At 63.0% G+C, this 19,248-nt stretch carries 18 protein-coding genes and 1 tRNA gene; 13 read left to right on the top strand and 6 right to left on the bottom strand.

What is annotated here, in order from left to right:
* Nucleotides 1-2,052 carry a hydantoinase/oxoprolinase family protein gene (locus tag P6U23_RS25425; RefSeq protein WP_407175264.1) on the top strand — a complete coding sequence of 684 codons (2,052 nt, stop codon included), beginning with the start codon at nt 1-3 and terminating at the stop codon, nt 2,050-2,052.
* Between the two features lie 452 nt (nt 2,053-2,504).
* Entirely contained in the window at nt 2,505-3,734 is a 1,230-nt protein-coding gene (locus P6U23_RS25420; protein ID WP_407175263.1) for a CaiB/BaiF CoA transferase family protein, read from the top strand.
* Nucleotides 3,735-3,921: 187 nt separating this feature from the next.
* Here the strand turns inward: P6U23_RS25420 and P6U23_RS25415 are convergent, their stop codons facing one another.
* Nucleotides 3,922-4,593, bottom strand: coding sequence for a TetR/AcrR family transcriptional regulator (locus P6U23_RS25415; protein ID WP_407175262.1), 672 nt, complete (start codon nt 4,591-4,593; stop codon nt 3,922-3,924).
* A gap of 330 nt (nt 4,594-4,923) precedes the next feature.
* Between P6U23_RS25415 and P6U23_RS25410 the strand changes: the two genes are divergently transcribed.
* Together P6U23_RS25410 and P6U23_RS25405 are read left to right on the top strand one after the other, a co-directional pair.
* Nucleotides 4,924-6,159: an acyl-CoA dehydrogenase family protein gene (locus P6U23_RS25410; protein ID WP_407175261.1), complete on the top strand. Its 1,236-nt coding sequence runs from the start codon at nt 4,924-4,926 to the stop codon at nt 6,157-6,159.
* Nucleotides 6,160-6,299: 140 nt separating this feature from the next.
* The gene (locus P6U23_RS25405; protein WP_407175260.1) at nt 6,300-7,358 is read left to right on the top strand and encodes a phosphotransferase family protein; all 1,059 of its coding nucleotides are present in this window, start codon (nt 6,300-6,302) and stop codon (nt 7,356-7,358) included.
* Nucleotides 7,359-7,437: 79 nt separating this feature from the next.
* Here P6U23_RS25405 and P6U23_RS25400 read toward each other — a convergent pair whose 3' ends face one another.
* The 4 genes from P6U23_RS25400 to P6U23_RS25385 form a co-directional block, all read right to left on the bottom strand.
* Nucleotides 7,438-8,424, bottom strand: coding sequence for an integrase core domain-containing protein (locus P6U23_RS25400; RefSeq protein ID WP_407175259.1), 987 nt, complete (start codon nt 8,422-8,424; stop codon nt 7,438-7,440).
* A 201-nt stretch (nt 8,425-8,625) separates the two neighbouring features.
* A complete protein-coding gene (locus P6U23_RS25395) occupies nt 8,626-9,168 on the bottom strand; it encodes a cation diffusion facilitator family transporter (RefSeq protein ID WP_407175258.1) in 543 nt (180 codons plus the stop codon).
* A 286-nt stretch (nt 9,169-9,454) separates the two neighbouring features.
* Nucleotides 9,455-9,787: a hypothetical protein gene (locus P6U23_RS25390; protein ID WP_407175257.1), complete on the bottom strand. Its 333-nt coding sequence runs from the start codon at nt 9,785-9,787 to the stop codon at nt 9,455-9,457.
* Between the two features lie 1,054 nt (nt 9,788-10,841).
* On the bottom strand, nt 10,842-11,627 hold the full coding sequence (locus P6U23_RS25385; RefSeq protein ID WP_407175256.1) for an SDR family NAD(P)-dependent oxidoreductase: 786 nt from the start codon (nt 11,625-11,627) through the stop codon (nt 10,842-10,844).
* Between the two features lie 133 nt (nt 11,628-11,760).
* On the opposite strand from P6U23_RS25385, the gene P6U23_RS25380 reads away from it, so the two are divergent.
* Nucleotides 11,761-12,510, top strand: coding sequence for a histidine phosphatase family protein (locus P6U23_RS25380; protein ID WP_407175255.1), 750 nt, complete (start codon nt 11,761-11,763; stop codon nt 12,508-12,510).
* Between the two features lie 35 nt (nt 12,511-12,545).
* Here P6U23_RS25380 and P6U23_RS25375 read toward each other — a convergent pair whose 3' ends face one another.
* Nucleotides 12,546-13,769 (bottom strand): serine hydrolase domain-containing protein, encoded by a 1,224-nt coding sequence (locus tag P6U23_RS25375; protein ID WP_407175254.1) that lies wholly within the window; start codon nt 13,767-13,769, stop codon nt 12,546-12,548.
* Nucleotides 13,770-13,919: 150 nt separating this feature from the next.
* On the opposite strand from P6U23_RS25375, the gene P6U23_RS25370 reads away from it, so the two are divergent.
* The 8 genes from P6U23_RS25370 to rplL all read left to right on the top strand — a co-directional run bounded on the left by P6U23_RS25370 (nt 13,920) and on the right by rplL (nt 18,907).
* Nucleotides 13,920-13,995: transfer RNA gene (locus P6U23_RS25370), tRNA-Trp, on the top strand.
* A 264-nt stretch (nt 13,996-14,259) separates the two neighbouring features.
* Nucleotides 14,260-14,451 carry a preprotein translocase subunit SecE gene (gene secE / locus P6U23_RS25365; RefSeq protein ID WP_407175253.1) on the top strand — a complete coding sequence of 64 codons (192 nt, stop codon included), beginning with the start codon at nt 14,260-14,262 and terminating at the stop codon, nt 14,449-14,451.
* A complete protein-coding gene (gene nusG / locus P6U23_RS25360) occupies nt 14,451-15,005 on the top strand; it encodes a transcription termination/antitermination protein NusG (protein ID WP_407175252.1) in 555 nt (184 codons plus the stop codon). Before secE ends, nusG begins: the two co-directional genes overlap by 1 nt.
* A gap of 128 nt (nt 15,006-15,133) precedes the next feature.
* Entirely contained in the window at nt 15,134-15,562 is a 429-nt protein-coding gene (rplK, locus tag P6U23_RS25355; RefSeq protein WP_024509064.1) for a 50S ribosomal protein L11, read from the top strand.
* 6 nt (nt 15,563-15,568) lie between these two features.
* Nucleotides 15,569-16,261, top strand: a complete 693-nt coding sequence (gene rplA / locus P6U23_RS25350) for a 50S ribosomal protein L1 (RefSeq protein WP_407175251.1) — start codon at nt 15,569-15,571, stop codon at nt 16,259-16,261.
* A 95-nt stretch (nt 16,262-16,356) separates the two neighbouring features.
* The gene (locus P6U23_RS25345; protein ID WP_407175250.1) at nt 16,357-17,307 is read left to right on the top strand and encodes a 2-hydroxyacid dehydrogenase; all 951 of its coding nucleotides are present in this window, start codon (nt 16,357-16,359) and stop codon (nt 17,305-17,307) included.
* Between the two features lie 643 nt (nt 17,308-17,950).
* Complete coding sequence (rplJ, locus tag P6U23_RS25340) at nt 17,951-18,469, top strand: 50S ribosomal protein L10 (protein WP_407175249.1); 519 nt, start codon at nt 17,951-17,953, stop codon at nt 18,467-18,469.
* Between the two features lie 57 nt (nt 18,470-18,526).
* The gene (gene rplL / locus P6U23_RS25335; RefSeq protein WP_024509060.1) at nt 18,527-18,907 is read left to right on the top strand and encodes a 50S ribosomal protein L7/L12; all 381 of its coding nucleotides are present in this window, start codon (nt 18,527-18,529) and stop codon (nt 18,905-18,907) included.
* Nucleotides 18,908-19,248 lie beyond the last annotated feature (341 nt).

Below are 19,248 nucleotides of genomic sequence, written 5' to 3'. Positions count from 1 at the left end.
ATGTTCACCATCGGTATTGACGTCGGCGGCACCTTCACTGATCTCGTCGCCATCGACGAGAGCGGACGCACGGTGTTCGCCAAATCGCCCTCCACGCCGCAGGATCAGTCGATCGGTGTGATGGCCGGGCTCGACGAGCTGGCGCGCCGGCTTGGGCTTTCTGTCGGGGAGATGCTCGCGCAAACACAGCGGCTGGTCCACGGCACCACGGTCGCGACCAACGCGCTGCTCGAGCGCAAGGGCGCCCGCGTTGCGCTGCTGACCACCGCAGGCCATCGCGATGTCCTGGAAATGCGCGAGGGCCTGAAACCCAATCGCTACGATCTGCGCAACCCGCCGCCCGAGCCGCTGGTGCCCCGCGAGCTGCGCTTCGGGGTGCGCGAGCGGCTCAAGGCCAATGGCGAGGTCCTGACCCCGCTCGACCAGGACTCGCTCGGCGAGGCCATCGCGGCGATCAAGACATCGGGCGCGACCTCGGTTGCGATCTGCTTCCTGCATGCTTACCGCAATCCGGCTCACGAGCTCGCCGCCGCCGAACGGCTCGCGCGCGAGCTGCCTGACGTCAACGTGTCCTGCTCCAGCGATGTGCTGCCGCAGATCAAGGAATATGAACGCGTCTCCACCACGGTGGTGAATGCCTATGTCGGGCCGGTGGTCCGGCGCTATCTCGAGCGGCTGGAGCGGCGCCTGCGCGAGGCGGGCCTGAAGGGCTCGCTGTTCATCATTCTGTCCCATGGCGGCATGGCGCCGGTCCAAGAAGCCGCGCGGCTTGCGGCTGCGACCGTGCTGTCGGGGCCTGCCGGCGGCATCTCCGGCTCGCGGCGCTGCGCGGCGATGCTCGGCATTGCCGATGTCGTAGCCTTCGACATGGGCGGCACCTCGACCGACATTTCGCTGGTTGCGGATGGGCGCGTGACGCTGTCGGCCGACGGCGGGCTTGCGGGCGAGCGCATCGCCCTGCGCAGCCTCGACATCGCCAGCATCGCCGCCGGCGGCGGCTCGATCGCGTCAGTCGAGACCAGCGGCATTTTCCGGGTCGGCCCCGAAAGCGCCGGCGCGATGCCGGGTCCGGCAGCTTATGGCAATGGCGGCATTGCTGCGACGGTGACCGATGCCAACGTCGTGCTGGGCTATCTCGACGCCAAGGCCTTCATGGGCGGCAAGCGCCCGCTGGACGTCGCGGCCGCGGAAGCCGCGATCGACCGATTAGCTGCCGCGCTCAAGATCACCCGCATCGAGGCGGCCGCCGGCATCTTTCGCCTAGTCAACCTGAAGATGGCCGATGGCATCCGCCTGATGACGGTGCGTCGCGGCGTCGATCCGCGCCGCTTTGCGCTGCTCAGCTTCGGCGGCGCCGCCGGCCTGCATGCCGCCGAGCTCGCGCGCCAGCTCGACATCACCCGCATCATCGTCCCGACCACCGCCTCGGTGCTGTCGGCCTGGGGCATGCTGACAAGCGACCTGCGCTATGAGCTGAGCCGCACGCATTTCGAGAGCGGCGCGCGCACGACGGCCGACGAGGTGAGGGCGATCTTTTCCCACCTGGAAGCGCGCAGCGTGCAGCGGCTGCGCGGCTGGTTCGATGGCCCGATCACGGTCGAGCGCTCGGCCGAGATGCGTTACGGCGAGCAGATTTTCGAGATCGACGTGCCCCTCGAGGGCATCGACTTCAATTCGTCGGCGCTGATCGCCGAGATCGAGGAACGTTTCCACCGCCGCCACGAGGAGCTCTATACCTATGCCTCGCGCGACCAGGAGGTCGTGCTCGTCAATGCCCGCGTTGCTGCGGTCGGGGCGGTGTCGGTCGTCGAAGAGGCGGTGCGGGCGGCAACCGCCGCGCCGCCATGCTTGCCGCGCTCCCGCCGCAAGGCCTATTTCGGGACCTGGCGCGAGGTCGATGTCTATGCGCTGGACGATCTCAAGCCTGGCCAAACGCTCGAGGGACCCGCCATCGTCGAGGCCGAGACCACGACGGTCGTGATCAACGAGAGCGATGCAGTCTCGGTGAATGCGCTGGGGTGGCTGGATATCAGCGTGGGTAAGGCGCTTTAATGGTCTTGCCGTTCCGGCGGGTGAGCTTCGCAGCGCCGCTATTTGTCGTTCACGTCGCCCAGCAGTTTGCCGGTCGCGCTATTGATGAAATGCAACTTGGAGCATGCCGGACAGGTGACGGCCGTATGGCTGTCCGCGGGCTCGCTCGGCAAGGCGGCCAGCCAATGCTGGACGTTCATACCGGTGTGAGGACATCGAAATATGATATGGCGGCCCATGCCGCCGAATATGAGGAATGCCGGGCGCCTTCAAAACTACGGATGTTTACGTAGTTCGACAGGAGGGGCAGCCCCGGCAGGGTTCCGGAAGGTTGTCGGTGCACCGGGATTGTCCTGATACCGCGCATTGCCGCATGCCGCCAACGCAGTGCTCGGCAGCCAAAAAATAGTGTATCGGCAAGGGGTTCGGCGCGCTCAAGCCGCCGCAAGAGCCAAATCCCGGAGGAAACCTTCATGTCGGCGCTGCCGCTTTCTGGCATCAAGATTCTTGACCTCACGCGCGTGCTGGCGGGGCCGCTGTCGGCGCAGATGCTGGGGGATCTCGGCGCGGACGTGATCAAGATCGAACGGCCGGGCACCGGCGACGATGCGCGCGCCTTCGGGCCGCCTTACCTCAGGGATCCCGAGGGCAGGGAGAACAACAACAATTCCTTCTATCTCTGCGCCAACCGCAACAAGCGCTCGGTCACCGTCAATATCGCCACGCCCGAGGGGCAGGCGATCGTCCGCGAGCTCGCCAAGGATTGCGACGTCTTCATGGAGAACTACAAGGTCGGCGACCTCAAGCGCTACGGCCTTGATTACGAGTCGATCCGCGCGATCAATCCCGGCGTGATTTATTGCTCGGTGACCGGGTTCGGCCAGACCGGGCCTTACGCGCCGCGCGCCGGCTATGACGCGATCTTCCAGGCCATGGGCGGCCTGATGAGCGTCACCGGCCATATGGACGGCGAGCCCGGCGCGGGGCCGATGAAGGTCGGCCCCTCGATCGTCGACTACATGACCGGCATGAATACCTCGATCGGCATTCTGGCTGCGCTCTATCACCGCAAGGCCAATGGCGGGCAGGGGCAGCACATCGACGTCTGCCTGCTCGACACCGTGATCGCCTCGCTGTCGCATTACGCGCAAATCTATCTCGTGGGCGGCAAGACGCCGCCGCGACGCGGCACCTGGGGCAATGGCGGAATGCCGGCCGGCGTGTTCCGCTGCGCCGACGGCGAATTGATGCTGGTGGTCGGCAATGACGCCCAGTTCGCGCGCACCTGCGCCGTGCTCGGGGAACCGGAACTCGCCAACAACCCCAAATTCATCAAGAACAACGACCGCGTCGTCCACGGCAAGGAGATCATGGCGATCTTCGCCGGGCTGTTCCTGAAGAACAAGGTCGCCTACTGGCTGGAGGAGCTGGAGAAAGCCGGCATCCCCTGCGGCCCCGTCAACGATTTCGCGCAGGTGTTCGCCGATCCCCACGTGTGCTCGCGCGGCATGGAGGTGAAGGTCGACCATCCGTTCGAGCACTCGCTCTCCTTGATCCGCAACGCGCTGACCTTTTCGGAAACGCCGGTCAAAGAGTATCGTTACCCGCCGCGCCTTGGGGAGCACACCCGGGAGATATTGTCGTCGAAGCTCGGCTATGATGACGCGAAGATCGCGGGGCTGAAGAAGGAAGGCGTGATTTAGCGCTGTTGTCGCTCGATCCGCGTGCTTGGTGCACCTCGCCCCGCCTGCGGGGAGAGGTCGCATCGCATCGAAAGATGTGATGCGGGTGAGGGGGACTCTCGGCGATCTCCACTCGTGGAACAGCCCCTCACCCCGACCCTCTCCCCGCGAAGAGCGGGCGAGGGAGAACTGCTGCGTTCGCTTCGAATTAACGCGCCTCGCGCGCCATCGCCCGCGTCGCTGTCTTGCCTGCAGCATTACCCGCATTCAGCGCCATCACCGCCACCTTCACCACGCGCTCAATGATGCCCTCGACGTCGTCGACATCGCATTTGCCGTCCGACAATTTGGTCAGGCGCTCGGCATCGCGCACGGTCTGCTGCGCCATGGCGAGCGCGAAGTGCAGGCCCCAATAGAGTTCGACGTCACTGTGGCCGGGCAGCGCGCGCGCCATCGCCGCGATGAATTTGCGCAAATGATCGATCTCGCGGTTGCGGATGCGACGGATCGCCGGCACCGACTCGATGTTGACGCGGATCATGAAACGCGCCGCGGTCGAGTGCTGGCTGTCGGGGCCGAGACAGCCGCGCAGAGAAGGGCCGATCAGCGCGCGCAGAATGTCGGAGATGTCGGCAACGCCGCCGCCTTTTTCTTCCGCCGCGCGCAACTGCCGCAGGCGCTCGCGGTTGAGCTGCAGGCTGCGGGTGACGAACAACTCCGCGATCAACTCGTCCTTGGAGCCGAAATGATAATTCACCGCGGCGAGGTTGACGTTCGCTTCGGCGACGATGTCGCGCAGCGTCACGTCGCCAAAGCCGCGGTCGGCGTAAAGCCGCTCGGCTGCGGCGAGGATGGCGGACCTGGTTTGATCGCTCGCCATGTTTCAAATCCAATACAAGAGGCTCATGAGTCCTCCGTCATTCCGGGGCGCGCGTGAGCGCGAACCCGGAATCTCGCGCCACAAGCTCTGGATTCCGGGTTCGACGCTCGACGCGTCGCCCCGGAATGACAGCAGATTAGAGCGCAGTTGCATTTCAAACATTTGTATGAAACTATCGTTTGAGAGCCGGTTTTGTCAATGCGCGCATTCCGCGCGACGGCATGCCGGCTCGACGCTGCGCAGGTTGCGAAGCGCGTCCCGAAGAGGCTCTTGTGGCGTGGCAGCGGCGGGAAGAGAGTGCGGCCCAAGTCTTTAAGAGAGGAGCGTCCCATGGATTTCACGATGTCGGCGAAGCAGAAGGAATGGCTCGACCGGGTGCAGTCGTTCATGACCAAGCATGTCCGTCCCGCCGTTCCCGTCTACAAGCAGCAGGACGGCGCGGGCGATCGCTGGAAGGTGATCCCGGTGCTTGAAGAGCTGAAGAGGAAGGCGCGCGCCGAGGGTCTGTGGAACATGTTCCTGCCGCCGTCCTCCCATGAGGATGACGAATTTCGCGGGGCGGGATTGACCAATCTGGAATACGCGCCGCTCGCCGAAGAGATGGGCCACATCGGCTGGGCCTCGGAAGTCTTCAATTGCTCGGCGCCCGACACCGGCAACATGGAAGTGCTGATCCGCTACGGCACCAAGGAGCAGAAGCGGCAATGGCTGAAGCCGCTCATGAACGGGGAGATCCGCTCAGCCTTCCTGATGACGGAGCCGGCGGTGGCTTCGTCCGACGCCACCAACATCGAAACCCGCATCGAACGTGACGGCGATCACTACGTGATTAACGGCCGCAAGTGGTGGTCATCCGGGGTCGGCGATCCACGCTGCAAGATCGCGATCGTGATGGGCAAGACCGACCCGAAAGCGGCGCGCCATCAGCAGCAGTCGCAGATCCTGGTGCCGCTGGACAGCCCCGGCATCAAGATCGAAAAAATGCTTCCGGTGTTCGGCTTCGATGATGCACCGCACGGCCACGGCCAGGTGCTGCTCGAGAACGTCCGCGTGCCCGCCAGCAATCTCCTGCTGGGCGAAGGTCGCGGCTTCGAGATCGCGCAAGGCAGGCTCGGCCCGGGCCGCATCCATCACTGCATGCGCACCATCGGCAAGGCCGAGGAAGCGCTGGAGAAGATGGTGAAGCGGCTCAACTCCCGCGTCGCCTTCGGCAAGAAGATCATCGAGCACTCGGTGTGGGAGCAGCGCATCGCGGAAGCCCGCATCGACATCGAGATGAACCGGCTGCTGTGCCTGAAGGCTGCCGATATGATGGACAAGGTCGGCAACAAGACCGCCCAGCTCGAGATCGCGATGATCAAGGTCGCCGCACCGCGGATGGCGCTGAAGATCATCGATCAGGCGATCCAGGCCTTCGGCGGCGCCGGCGTATCCGACGAGGCCGGGCTCGCCCGTGACTATGCCTCCATGCGCACCATGCGCCTGGCGGATGGCCCCGATGAAGTCCACTGCCGCGCCATTGCCAGACTTGAACTTCGGAAGTATGCAAACGCTCCAGTGAAGTAAAAAGGGAGCACCAAGAGGCGCTCCCGGTCGTCATTCCGGGGCGCCTCGAAGAGGCGAATCCGGAATCTCGAGATTCCGGGTTCGTTCGCTGACTCGCGCGCCCCGGAATGACGGATAAGAAGACTTAAGGGAGCGTCGCCTTGGCCGACAGCGTCAGAAAGGACGAGGAGTTCTCGGGCACGAGGCCCGTCGAGGAGCGGCATCGCATCAACGAAGCAAATCTCGATGCCTGGATGCACCAGAACGTCGAAGGCTATGCGGGCCCGCTGACCGTCCTGCAGTTCAAAGGCGGCCAGTCCAACCCGACTTACCGGCTCGACACGCCAGGTCGCTCCTATGTGATGCGGCGCAAGCCGTTCGGCAAATTGCTGCCCTCGGCGCATGCGGTGGACCGCGAGTTCCGGGTGATCTCCGCGCTCGGGAGCCAGGGTTTTCCGGTCGCGCATGCCTATGCGCTCTGCACCGACGACGCCGTGATCGGGGCCGCCTTCTACATCATGTCGATGGAAGAGGGCCGGGTGCTCTGGGACCCCACGCTGCCGAGCCAGCCGGCGGAGCTGCGGCCGAAAATCTTCAAGAGCAAGATCGAGACGCTCGCAAAGCTGCACATGTACGATCCCGCAAGGATCGGCCTTTCCGACTTCGGCAAGTCGGGCAACTATTTCGCGCGCCAGGTCGACCGCTGGACCAAGCAATACCGGGCGTCGGAGACGCAGCACATTCCGGAAATCGAGAAGCTGATCGAGTGGCTGCCAAAGACGCTGCCCGAGCAGAAGCGCGTCTCCATCGTCCACGGCGACTATCGCCTGGACAACATGATCTTCCATCCGACCGAGCCGCGCGTGATCGCAGTGCTGGACTGGGAATTGTCGACGCTCGGCGATCCCATGGCGGATTTCACCTATCTCTTGATGCAATGGATCATGCCCGGCCTGGAGGGCGTCGATCTCAAGGCGCTCAACATCCCGACGATGGAAGAAGCGGCGCAGGTCTATTGCGATTACACCGGCACCGCGCTGCCGGATCTCAACTGGTATTTTTCCTACAATCTCTTCCGCCTCGCCGGCATCACACAAGGCATCGCCGGCCGCATCCGCGACGGCACGGCCGCGAACGCGAAGGCTATCGAATCCGCCAAGCGCACCGTGCCGCTCGCCAAGGCATCATGGGCCTACGCGCAAAAGGCGGGCGCGATGTGACATAAAGGGGCGTGCCGAGAGGTGCGCCCTTTTTTGCGCGCGTCGCCTGAGGACTCGCCGTCATTGCTGTGCATGTTCACTAATTCGCTGATCGAATGGTTTGAGTCTGGGCGGCGGCGAAGTCCTTTGGGGTCTTGCCGCCGAGGGCCTGATGAGGTCTGAAGTTGTTGTAGTAGATCAGGTACTCGAACAGTTCATTGGCGAAGTGCTCAAGGTTATCGAAGGTGGCGCCCTCGATGACGTCATCGTCCAGGGTTCGCCAGAACCGCTCGACCTTGCCATTGGTCTGCGGCCGGTAGGGCCTGGTGTAGCGGTGCTTGATGCCGAGCTCGATCAGCATGGCTTCGAAGGGGTGCTCCTCCGGTTTATTGCGGGAGGCGAACTCGGCCCCGTTATCAGAGAGGATCTCGGCGAACTGGACCCCATAGGTGACGCTCAGGGTGTTGATCATCTTCAGGGCCTTGAACATGACCGGCAGCGCCTTTTTCGAGGTCAGGACTTCGGCCCAGGCCAGGCGTGAGCAACTGTCGAGCAGGCTGATGATGAAGGCAGGGCTTGGCGGCGGCACCAGGAACATGTCGCGCGGCAGTTGGTGCAGGTCAATATGGCCGAGTTCCCCGATCTTGTCCTTGATAATGCGGCGTTTCTCCTCACGCATCGCCGGGGTGCGGCGGTTCAGCTCGTGGCGCTTTAGGACGCGATAGATGGTCGATGGCGAGGGTACCGTATCGCGCTGTTCACGCAAGGCGGCATGGATCTCGTATCGGTTCATGCCGCGCTTGCGGCAGGCGACGATCTCCGCCTCAATGCCTTCCGGCTGGCGGCGTTCGCGCCATTTCGGCCCGCGGCGCTGCGGCAGCAGGTCGGCCTCCGCGCCGCTGCGCAGGTAGCGGTTATAGTACTTCCGGAAGGTCTGCGAGCACGTGCCGTGGTGGCGGTAGAAATCCCCGACCCGCCGGAATGTCGCCGATCGCCCCGCTTTCACTTCCTCATACTCTGCGATCAAGAACTGCCACTTCTGAATGTAATTCCGTTCAATCGTCCGGTCGAAGCTGTTGTCGCGCATCGAATCCCCCCTGCGGGCTGGATTCGATCAGCGAATTAGTGAACATGCACAATTGCGAGGAGCGAAGCGACGAAGCAATCCAGACTGCCGCCGCGGCGACAGTCTGGATTGCTTCGCTTCGCTCGCAATGACGGCTCACAGTAGCCGCACCACGTGTAGCCCGGCCCCGCATATCGCTTCGTTCATGCGGTACTGCGATGCTCACCCGCAGCAGCAATCGCATTCATCACCCGAGAGCGCCTCGCGGCCTTCCTTAACCAGGAAGTAGACGATGGCCAGCGCGCCCACACTGTCGATCCACCATGCGCCGAACAGCCATTGGGCGGCGAGCGTCGCGACGACGACGAACGACAACCAGCCGCAGGCAACTGCCTCCATCGCATCCGCGCGCAGCGCGCGACTGCCGATCTTCCCGGCGATCGCGAGTTTGCGGTGGGCGAGGTAACGCATTGCTGGAATTGAAAGCAAGGCAATCACAAAGCCTGGCCAGGAGAACGCTTCGCTCGCGCCGGTCCAAAGTCGCCAGCCCGCGGCAATCGCCACGTAGGCCGCCAAAATAAGCAGCAAGATGCCGGCGATCCTGCTGGCAATATGTTCGGCGCGTTCGGAGAAGGCGTGCCCATGTCGCAATTCGACGCTGAGGCGCCAGATCAGCACCCCGGCCGATGCCAATTCGATCACGCTGTCGAGACCGAAGGCGAGCAGCACAAGGCTTCCTGCCGTCACGCCGGACGCAATGGCCACGACGGCTTCAACCGTCATCCATCCGATGGTCAGCCATTCCAGCCGGAAGGCGTCGCGGATCAGCGACTGGCGGTCGGTCGAGGAGGGGGCGGCAAGGGGAGATGCAGTGCCTGTGTTGGTCATCCCCCAACTATATCGCCGAGGAAAGCAAACTGTCTGCAGGTAAGGCGCGCAAGCAGGATGATGGAGCGAAGCGACACCATCATGCGCGGCGCCGCGATGAGTTTCGCTGCCGCTCAACCATCCTACGAACTGACTCGGCCTTGGAGAGAGGTCCCAGAGTTCTCTAGGTCTGGGCGAATTGCTCGATGTCGTCGAGGACGGTGATAGTTACGACCACGTCGAGCGGGCTGCCAAAATCGACATGCAGATGGAATTCCACGCCCCCAGCTTCGCCGCCCGGTCTTCCATGAGGTCCGACATTCGTAACGTAGACATTCGCGTCGCCAAGGTTCGGGCGACCAAGTGTCTTGGGGCCACCCCCCAAACCGCCGAATTGGGGGATAAATTCTGCGGCTGTAATGATCACTGCGGAATCCAAATTGATGGGCGGCCAGTTGAAATTCTTGCGCTGTCGGCCCTGTTGACCCCGATACAGGACGCGAATTGATCGAGCCATGACAAATTTCTCCGTGAAGTTACATTTCTCGAATTCCTAATCAAGTTTCACTGCTTACAACTTGCGCAAGAAGCGTATGTTGGATTGCACAATGAGCGTGTGATGCTGCCCACAGATGCCGATAACGTGATGGTTGTGCTGAGAGCGTTTCCGGACCCGATTGTCAGGAGCGCACGGGCTAGCAATAGGATGGGCGGAGCGAGGCGGTACTCATCATGCTCGACGCGCGCCATGATGGTTTCGCTGCCGCTCAACGCCCTCCTACGAACCCGCAGCGCAGCCCCGCGCGCGGGCACGGGCCGCTGCAGGACTCCGCCAGCTTGAGCTGCTGAACCAGCGTGCGCGCAAAAACCAATTTCGCAAAGCGCTTCAAGCTGATCGGTCTGTTCAAGATGTGCCCGCAAAAATAAATCGCTTTGCGATTGGCCCAAATCAGTCGCATCCTCTTCGCGTCCCGCCTCGCTGAGGAGCGTACGCGTCGTCACGGACGTTGAGTGCGGGATGCGGTGGACGCGATGGTGTTGACTGACGAGCGGCACAAGCGCGGACGGCCAAGTCGTGTGGTCCCGGCGCGCCCATGCAGGCGTCAAGTTGGCGACGATGCTGACGCATCGCGCCGGCGACGGTGGCAATCAAGCTCGGTTCACCGAGGAGAGCACGGAGTAAGCCGTAAACCACTGCGCAGGGAAGGCCGGAGTGTTTCCGCCTGTACCTGTGGTTACCACCCGTGTGCGCTTTTGCGCACTTTTTTGCACACGGGGCCATGGGTGTGGCGAACACCCGGTCTTCCCCGGTCTTCCCTGCGCCCTCTATTCTTTTTGAGGGACAAGGATGACGCAAAAACTCGGGCGAAAGCCGCCGCGAGCGCGGGCTCGTGTTTGCGAGAGCAAAGCCATGTTCTGCACTGTCATCGTCCGCGAAAGCGGACGATGACGGTATTCCAGAGACGTGGAGGTCAGACTGAGAGGCCGCGGCACACTGGATACCCGCTTTTGTGGGGTATGACGACCGGGGTCTGACACGCGCTGTGGCGTCTACAACTCGCGCCAAAACCTCAAACCGGCTTGCCCGTATACGGCATCGACGCCGTCAAGCCGCCATCCACCGGAAACGCCTGGCCATTCACGTAGGACGCCTCATCGCTCGCCAGGAACAGGCCCATGGCCGCGATCTCGTGCGGCTGGCCGGCGCGCTTCAGTGGATTGAGCTGACCGATCTTGTCGGTGGTGCCGCGCTCCTTGGCGCGGTCGAACACTGGCTTGGTCATGCCGGTCTCGATCAAGCCCGGACAGACCGCATTGATGCGAATGCCGGTGCCGGAGAGCGAATAGGCGGTGGTCTGCACGAGGCTAATCACGCCGGCCTTGCTCGCTGCGTAAGGGTGACCGCTGGCGCCGGCCTTGAGTCCCGCGACGGACGCGGTGCAGACGATCGAGCCGAAGCCCTGTCGTGTCATGTGCGGTATGGAATGTTTGACTGCGAGGAACGCGCCGATCAGGTTGACGCGCAGGATTTCCTGCCAATGCTCCACCGTCTGCTCGGCGAGCGGCACCAGCCCGCCGCTGATGCCGGCATTGGCCCAGATCGCATCGAGCTTGCCGTAAGCCTTCAGTGCCCTGTCGATGAAGGCGATCACATCCTTTTCCGATCCCGCGTCCGCCATCACGGCTTCGGCCCTGCCGCCCGCTTTCTTCACCTCGCTCACGGTCTCATTGACGCCATCGCTGCGGTCGACCGCGATCAGTCTGGCGCCTTCCGTTGCGAACAGCAGCGTTGCCGCACGGCCGATGCCGCTTCCGGCGCCGGTGATGATGACGGATTTGCCTTCGAGGCGGCCCATGCGCTTCTCCCTTTACCTTCCGCTCGCCTGCCGCCGCGCGGAATTTCAAACAGATTTTCAAACGCCGATGTCACTTGAGACCATGCGTGCTCTCACGTACAGCGACAGCAAAGAGTAGGGAAGGTCCTTCATCATGTCCAAGATGTCCAAGCCAGATCAACCCTTCGTCGCCCAGCATGCCGTTCCGAAAGGCGTCGTATCGACGCGCTGGTGGTGGATACGCCATGCGCCGGTGCGCGAGGATGGCGGCTGCATCTATGGGCAGGAGGACATCGGTTGCGACACCTCCGATCGCGTGGTGATGGAGGCGGTGGGAAAGATCCTGCCGCGCGATGCGGTGTGGTTCGCGAGCAATCTCAAGCGCACTCACCAAACCGCGGAGGCGATCTGGGCCGCGGGCTATCCGCGGCCAGGGGTGCTCATCCAGGAAGCAGCATTTGCCGAGCAGAATTTGGGCGAATGGCAGGGCCTCAATCGCGCCGCGTTTTTTGCAAGCCGTCCGATCGAGGTCGGCAGCTACTGGTTTGCGCCGGTCGATGATCCCGCACCGGGCGGCGAAAGTTTTCTTGACCTCTATATCCGCGTAAAGGCCGCGGTCGATCGCATCAATGTCGAGCAGGCGGGACGCGACGTCATCGTGGCGGCGCATGGCGGCACCATCAAGGCCGCAATCGGCCTCGCGCTCGGCGGACTCGTCGAAAAGGGGCTGGCCTTCACCATCGACAATTGCTCGGTGACGCGGCTCGATCATCTCGCGAGCGATAATCACAGCGGCTGGCGGCTGCCGATGGTGAACCAGCAGCCCTGGATCGCCGATGTCTCGCACAAGGCCATGCATCAGCCTGCGGGTCCGGAGATCACGACGGAAAGCAAGCTCGCCTGAAGGGTTGTTGGGGCAACATTGAGCTGGCCGCAGCTTCACTCCACCGCCGCATACACCAGATTCCGCACCAGGGTGCGCGTGTACTCCCGCTGTCCCGGCGCCTGCGACATGAAGACGCAAAACAGCTCTTCCTTCGGGTCGATCCAGAAGAAGGTGCCGGCCATGCCGCTCCAGAAGAACTGGCCGACCGAGCCCGGGAAGGAGGCGATGCCGGGTTGCGTGCGCACGGCAAAGCCCAGCCCGAAGCCGTGGCCGGGCGGCACCAGCGTGCCCTGGATCTTCACGCCGGGCGCGAGATGATCGGAGGCCATCAGCTCCAGCGTCTTGCGGCCGATGATCCTGGTGCCATCAAGCGTGCCGCCGTTGAGCAGCATCTGGCAGAAGCGCGCGTAGTCCATGGTGGTCGACACCAGTCCGCCGCCGCCGGATTCCATCGCGGGCTTCTCGAGCATGTTGAAAAGCACGACCTTCTCGCCGTTCCAGGGGTCGATCGGGAAGGGTTCGGCGAGCCGACCGGCATTCACCTCGCCGGTAAAGAAGGCGGTCTCGGCCATCTGCAGCGGCGCGAGGATGCGCTCGGTGAGGAAGGCGCCAAGCGATTTGCCGGCGACGACCTCGATGATGCGGCCCAGGATGTCGGTCGAGCGGCTGTAATTCCATTCCGCGCTGGGCTGGCAGATCAGGGGCAGGCTCGCCACCAGGGCGGCATGTTCGGCGTTGGAGATCTTGCGGCTGCGCAGCCGCGATTCCCGATAAAGCTGCTGCACCAGGCTGTTGCCGGTGTGATCGTAAGTGACGCCGGAGGTGTGCCGGAGCAGGTCCTGGATGGTCATGGGCCGCTCGACCGGGACGAGCTCGAGCTTCCCGTTATTCTCGACCCCGACCTTCTGGCTGGCAAATTCCGGAATGAACTTCGCGACGGGCTCGTTGAGGAGGAAGTGGCCTTCCTCGAGCAGCATCATGATGCCGACCGAGACGATCGGCTTGGTCATGGAAAAGATGCGGAAGATGCTGTCCTCCGTCATAGGCCCCGGCGAGGCAGGGCTTTGGCGCCCGACGGCGTCGAACCAGCCGATCTCGCCGCGGCGCGCCACCATGATGGTTGCGCCGGGCATGGTTCCCTTGTCGACCTCCCGCTTCAGCGCGTCCGAAAGCCGTTGGAGACCGGCAGGACTGAGCCCAAGCGACTCCGGCTTGCCTCGCGGCAGAGGCGGGCTCTGGGGGGCGGCGGTCGTTTTGGCGGCGGTCTGGGCAGTCATGATCTCTCCCAAAGCTCTCGTTCTTGCTTAAGGCGAAGTCTGACGCAGAAGCTGGGGCTTGAACAGGCCATCCGGCCCGGTTCACCCTTGCAAATCAGCCATGGCTTATGCTTGAAGGACGCTTGCCGGCGGCACTGCTTCGGTCCCGCTAGGAGTGTAGCTCAATTGGTAGAGCACCGGTCTCCAAAACCGGGGGTCGTAGGTTCGAGCCCTACCACTCCTGCCAGCGAAGCCGTTGAAATCAATCAAAAGTACCACGAGGCGTTAACAGACTCCGCCTTGGCGCAGCTTGACCTTTGCCCCTCCCGGCAGTACATAGCGCGCAACCCGCAGCCGGCCCGTTATCGGATTTCCGGCGCGGCATTAAAATCCCCGAACAAGCGAGCCCGCGTGCCGGCTCATCCTTCAAAAAGAGGGTTGGGCGGCTACAGGGCTGTTCGGTTTCCTTCAATCTTAATACGTCTGGCGACGGACGCGGATCCTTAAGACGATGGCTTTCAGCCCGTTCAAATTCCTGCAGGAAGTGCGCTCGGAGACCGCCAAGGTCACCTGGCCGACCCGCCGCGAGACCACGATCACCACCATCATGGTGTTCGTCATGGTCGCTTTGGCGTCGATTTTCTTTTTCGCAGCGGATCAGATTATCCGCGTTCTCGTCACCTTTGTGCTGGGCATCCACTGATGGCAACCGCAGCAATCCAAACTGCCGACAAGCGTTGGTACATCGTCCACGCCTATTCGAATTTCGAGAAGAAGGTCGCGGAATCGATCCGCGAGCAGGCCAAGCAGCGCGGGCTTGAGGATCTGTTCGAGCAGGTGCTCGTTCCGACCGAAAAGGTCACCGAGGTGCGCCGCGGCCGCAAGATCGACGCCGAGCGCAAATTCTTCCCCGGTTACGTGCTGGTGAAGATGAAGCTGACGGATGAGGCCTTCCATCTCATCAAGAACACGCCGAAGGTTACCGGCTTCCTGGGCGCGGAAAACAAGCCGATGCCGATTTCGGAAGCCGAGGCCATGCGCATCCTGCATCAGGTGCAGGAGGGCGTGGAGCGGCCGAAGGCGTCGGTGTCCTTCGAGATCGGCGAAAATGTGCGCGTCGCGGACGGCCCGTTCGCGTCGTTCTCCGGCGTGGTGGAAGAAATCGACGAGGCGCGTTCGCGCGTGAAAGTCGCGGTGTCGATCTTCGGCCGCGCGACGCCCGTGGAACTGGAATTCAATCAGGTCGAGAAGGTCTGATTGGAGGGCGCGAAGGACATCTTCGCACCAATTGAGGACGTGGGAGGTGAAGGGCGGTCAGCCAGCCGTCCGGAACCGAACCACGAACCTGAAACCGCCGGCGCGAGCCGGCAGAACAGGAGTGATAAATGGCTAAGAAAGTGACCGGATACCTGAAATTGCAGGTGCCGGCCGGGGCTGCGAACCCATCGCCCCCGATCGGCCCCGCGCTCGGTCAGCGCGGTCTCAACATCATGGAATTCTGCAAGGCGTTCAACGCCCAGACGCAGAAGGAAGAGAAGAATACACCGATCCCGGTGATCATCACCATCTACGCGGACCGGTCCTTCACCTTCGAGATGAAGACGCCGCCGATGTCCTACTTCCTCAAGCAGGCGGCCAAGATCCAGTCCGGCTCCAAGGCGCCGGGCCGCGACAAGGCCGGCAAGGTGACCAAAGCGCAGGTGCGCGAGATCGCCGAGAAGAAGATGAAGGATCTCAATTGCGACACCGTCGAAGCGGCCATGAAGATGGTCGAGGGCTCCGCCCGTTCGATGGGTCTGGAAGTTGCGGGGTAAGCGGCGATGTCAGTCGGAAAACGTTTGAAGAAGGCCCGCGAAGGCGTTGATCGCGAGAAGCTTTACCCGCTGCCCGAGGCCATCAAGCTGGTCAAGGAACGCGCCAAGGCCAAGTTCGATGAGACCATCGAGATCTCGATGAATCTTGGCGTCGATCCCCGTCACGCCGACCAGATGGTCCGTGGCGTGGTCAGCCTGCCGAACGGCACCGGCCGCACTGTGCGGGTCGGCGTGTTCGCGCGCGGTGCCAAGGCGGACGAGGCGAAGGCCGCGGGCGCCGACGTGGTCGGTGCCGAGGACCTAGTTGAGAAGGTCCAGGCTGGCAATATCGACTTCGATCGCTGCATCGCTACGCCCGACATGATGCCGCTGGTCGGCCGTCTGGGTAAGGTGCTCGGCCCGCGCGGCATGATGCCGAACCCGAAGGTCGGCACCGTGACAATGGATGTTGCGGGTGCGGTGAAGGGTGCCAAGGGCGGCTCGGTCGAGTTCCGTGTCGAGAAGGCCGGCATCGTGCAGGCCGGCATCGGCAAGGCCTCGTTCGCCGAGGACAAGCTCGTCGAAAACGTTCGCGCACTCGCTGATGCCGTCGCCAAGGCGAAGCCCGCCGGCGCGAAGGGCACCTACATCCAGCGCGTCGCGGTGTCATCGACGCAAGGGCCCGGCGTGAAGGTCGACACCTCGACGCTGCTCGCCTAAGGGTGAACTTCAAGAGAGTTGGTCAAAGGGCGGAATTGGGCAACCAGTTCCGCCCTTTGCGCGTGAAGTGGCGGCGCTAACGGGAAACAAGAACAATGCCCGAGAAAGTCCTGGTCTATTCACGGTTTCCCAAGTCGCTGATGCAGCGCATAGGCGACCACTTCGACCTCCTCGACGCCGGCGGCAAGCCGCCGCATGAGGTCTTTGCAAAGCATGAGCTCGATCAGGTCCGCGCGATGATCACCCAGGGCAGTTCGCTGCTCAATGGTGAGATGATGGACCGGTTCCCGAAGCTCGGGGCTATCGTCTGCTATGGCACCGGTTATGACGGTATCGATCTGCAGGCGGCCAGTCGCCGCGGCATCGCGGTCGGCCACAGTCCGGGTGCGAATGCGTCATCGGTCGCCGATGTCGCCATTACCCTGATGCTGGGCGCCATGCGGCGGCTGGTCGTCGCCGATGGTTACGTGCGCAGCGGCGATTGGGCCGCGGCGAAACCATCGCCGATGATGCGCGCGCAGCAGGGCATACGCGGGCGAAAAGTCGGTCTCTATGGCATGGGCGCGATCGGCCGCAAGGTCGCCGGCCGCGCGGCGGCGTTCGAGGCCGAGGTCGGCTATTTCAGCCGCAGCCGGCACGATGATCTGCCGTATCAATATTTCCCGTCGCTCGATGCGCTCGCCGACTGGTGCAGCGTGCTGGTGATCGCGGTGCGGGCGGGGCCCGAGACACATCACATTGTCAACGGCGATATCCTCAAGAGGCTCGGCGAGGACGGCTATGTCGTCAATATCGCGCGCGGTTCGGTGATCGATGAGGACGCGTTGGTTGCGGCGCTGAAGGACAAGATCATCGCCGGCGCCGGGCTCGACGTCTATGCCAAGGAGCCGTATCCGCCGGGGGCGCTCACCGCCTTTCCGAATGTGGTACTGACGCCCCATATCGGCGGCCACACGCTGGAATCGCATCAGGCGATGCAGGACTGCGTCGTCGCGAACCTCGCGGCATTCTTTCAAGGAAAGCCGCTTCCATATGCGGTGGTCTGATGCGTCGCGGCCTTGCTTGGTTCGGGCAAGAGTTCCCGTTCGTCCGAGGTGCGCGGGCGGCTCCGGGCGTGACCTCAACGCAATAGATTCTAGGGTTCGCATATCCGAAATTGGTGTGAATTTTGCTCTTGGCAAGCCGTGGCAGACCGGCTAAACAGCGCGCTCCGGACGCGCCGGCTCTGGCCGGCACGGCCGTGCTCGCATTCCGAATAGAGAACGATAGGAGACCATTCCTTTCAGGACGTCCCTCGTGGATCACCCGAAAGGAAGGGAGGCCTATCGCTTTTGCGGTATGCGGGCGAGGGGCCTTCGGCTTTGCTTGATGGCCCCGATCCTGTCCGAGACTGCAGGCGCCACGGTGAAATGCTAAGTTTCTCCAGCGGCTTAATCTCATGGCCTGCATAGACGGGTGAAGACCGGATTTAAGCCTCTCATCGCGCCTTGCGGTATGAGGCCGATTTGGTTCGAACCTTGACACCCCGAGGGGCCGCGAGGCGTCTCGGGAGGGCAGGCTTCTAGATCGTCGTCTTGCCCGTGTCGCTGGGGTCCTAAAGGCTCCGTAAAGTGGATTTGGGCGGGACGATGGGTGCAACCCGGCGGTCCCGCGGAAAGCGCGAAGGCCGCCAACCGGAGAGAGCTTGCTGTGGAACGAGCGGCAAAGAAAGAGGCGGTCGAACAGCTCAATGAGGTCTTCAAGACCACGAGCGTCGCGATCGTTGCTCACTATTCCGGCCTCACCGTAGCCCAGATGCAGACCCTGCGTAAGCAGATGAAGCAGGCGGGCGCGGCGGTGAAGGTCTCGAAGAACCGTCTCGCCAAAATTGCTCTTGAAGGCACTGACGTCGCTGCCATCGGTTCCCTGCTGAAGGGGCCGACCGTAATCGCTACTTCGAACGATCCGGTCGCGGCGCCAAAGGTCGCCATCGAATTCGCCAAGGCGAACGAAAAGTTCGTCATTCTCGGCGGCTCGATGGGCAAGACCGTCCTGAATGTCGATGGCGTAAAGGCGCTTGCCTCCCTGCCGTCGCTCGACGAACTGCGCGGCAAGCTTGTCGGCCTCATCCAGGCGCCGGCGACCAAGCTCGCCCAGCTCTCGAACGCGCCCGCGGCGAAGCTCGCGCGCGTCATTCAGGCCTATGCCTCAAAGGGCGAAGCGGCCTGACGCCCTTCGCAAAACTCAAACCCTGGTTCGAACCAAATCGCTTAAGGAAACAGATCAATGGCTGACTTGCAGAAAATCGTCGACGACCTCTCGAATCTCACCGTGCTCGAAGCGGCCGAGCTTGCGAAGCTCCTGGAAGAGAAGTGGGGCGTTTCGGCCGCCGCTGCGGTCGCGGTTGCCGCTCCGGGAGCTGCTGGCGGTGGCGCCGCCGCTCCGGCTGAAGAGAAGACCGACTTCACGGTCGTGCTGGCCGCTGCCGGCGACAAGAAGATCGAGGTCATCAAGGAAGTCCGTGCCATCACCGGCCTGGGCTTGAAGGAAGCCAAGGACCTCGTCGAAGGCGCTCCGAAGCCGCTGAAGGAAGGCGTGAACAAGGAAGAAGCCGACAAGATCAAGGCCCAGCTCGAGAAGGCCGGCGCGAAGGTCGAGCTTAAGTAACCGTGGTTACTTGAGCGGAATCCCCGGGCGAGCGAAAGCGAAGGTCCGGGGATCTTTCTCCGCGTCGTGGAGGGCTGGGTCCAGCCCTGCCAAGACGAGGAGAGGGCGAGTTCTTGGGGCGAAGCGAGGCAAGCCCCGGGAGTTGAAATTTGGGCGGTGCCCGGGGCCGGAGCCGGGAATCGCTGCAAAGATGTGCAAAGGGGCGACCCGTTGCGCGTCAAACACAAAAAAGTGTGGGGATTCGCGGGCTTGTCCCTCGAATCTTCACGATCGCCATCCCATATCGGGACGGCAGCACGAAAGCACGGTTTGAGGCGGGGACGGCGGCGTTATCCCCTTAA

The sequence above is a fragment of the Bradyrhizobium sp. STM 3562 genome, assembly GCF_045571435.1.
Lineage (GTDB): Bacteria > Pseudomonadota > Alphaproteobacteria > Rhizobiales > Xanthobacteraceae > Bradyrhizobium.
Note: the sequence above shows the minus strand (reverse complement) of the source record. Positions and strands in the feature narration are given on the sequence as shown.

Coding starts and splice junctions, on each gene's coding strand:
- P6U23_RS25380 (WP_407175255.1), top strand. CDS start 11,761: ATGTCCAAGATGTCCAAGCCAGATCAACCCTTCGTCGCCCAGCATGCC.
- secE (WP_407175253.1), top strand. CDS start 14,260: ATGGCTTTCAGCCCGTTCAAATTCCTGCAGGAAGTGCGCTCGGAGACC.
- P6U23_RS25410 (WP_407175261.1), top strand. CDS start 4,924: ATGGATTTCACGATGTCGGCGAAGCAGAAGGAATGGCTCGACCGGGTG.
- P6U23_RS25415 (WP_407175262.1), bottom strand. CDS start 4,593: ATGGCGAGCGATCAAACCAGGTCCGCCATCCTCGCCGCAGCCGAGCGG.
- rplK (WP_024509064.1), top strand. CDS start 15,134: ATGGCTAAGAAAGTGACCGGATACCTGAAATTGCAGGTGCCGGCCGGG.
- P6U23_RS25425 (WP_407175264.1), top strand. CDS start 1: ATGTTCACCATCGGTATTGACGTCGGCGGCACCTTCACTGATCTCGTC.
- P6U23_RS25345 (WP_407175250.1), top strand. CDS start 16,357: ATGCCCGAGAAAGTCCTGGTCTATTCACGGTTTCCCAAGTCGCTGATG.
- P6U23_RS25385 (WP_407175256.1), bottom strand. CDS start 11,627: ATGGGCCGCCTCGAAGGCAAATCCGTCATCATCACCGGCGCCGGAAGC.
- rplL (WP_024509060.1), top strand. CDS start 18,527: ATGGCTGACTTGCAGAAAATCGTCGACGACCTCTCGAATCTCACCGTG.
- P6U23_RS25375 (WP_407175254.1), bottom strand. CDS start 13,769: ATGACTGCCCAGACCGCCGCCAAAACGACCGCCGCCCCCCAGAGCCCG.
- P6U23_RS25390 (WP_407175257.1), bottom strand. CDS start 9,787: ATGGCTCGATCAATTCGCGTCCTGTATCGGGGTCAACAGGGCCGACAG.
- P6U23_RS25420 (WP_407175263.1), top strand. CDS start 2,505: ATGTCGGCGCTGCCGCTTTCTGGCATCAAGATTCTTGACCTCACGCGC.
- P6U23_RS25400 (WP_407175259.1), bottom strand. CDS start 8,424: ATGCGCGACAACAGCTTCGACCGGACGATTGAACGGAATTACATTCAG.
- nusG (WP_407175252.1), top strand. CDS start 14,451: ATGGCAACCGCAGCAATCCAAACTGCCGACAAGCGTTGGTACATCGTC.
- rplA (WP_407175251.1), top strand. CDS start 15,569: ATGTCAGTCGGAAAACGTTTGAAGAAGGCCCGCGAAGGCGTTGATCGC.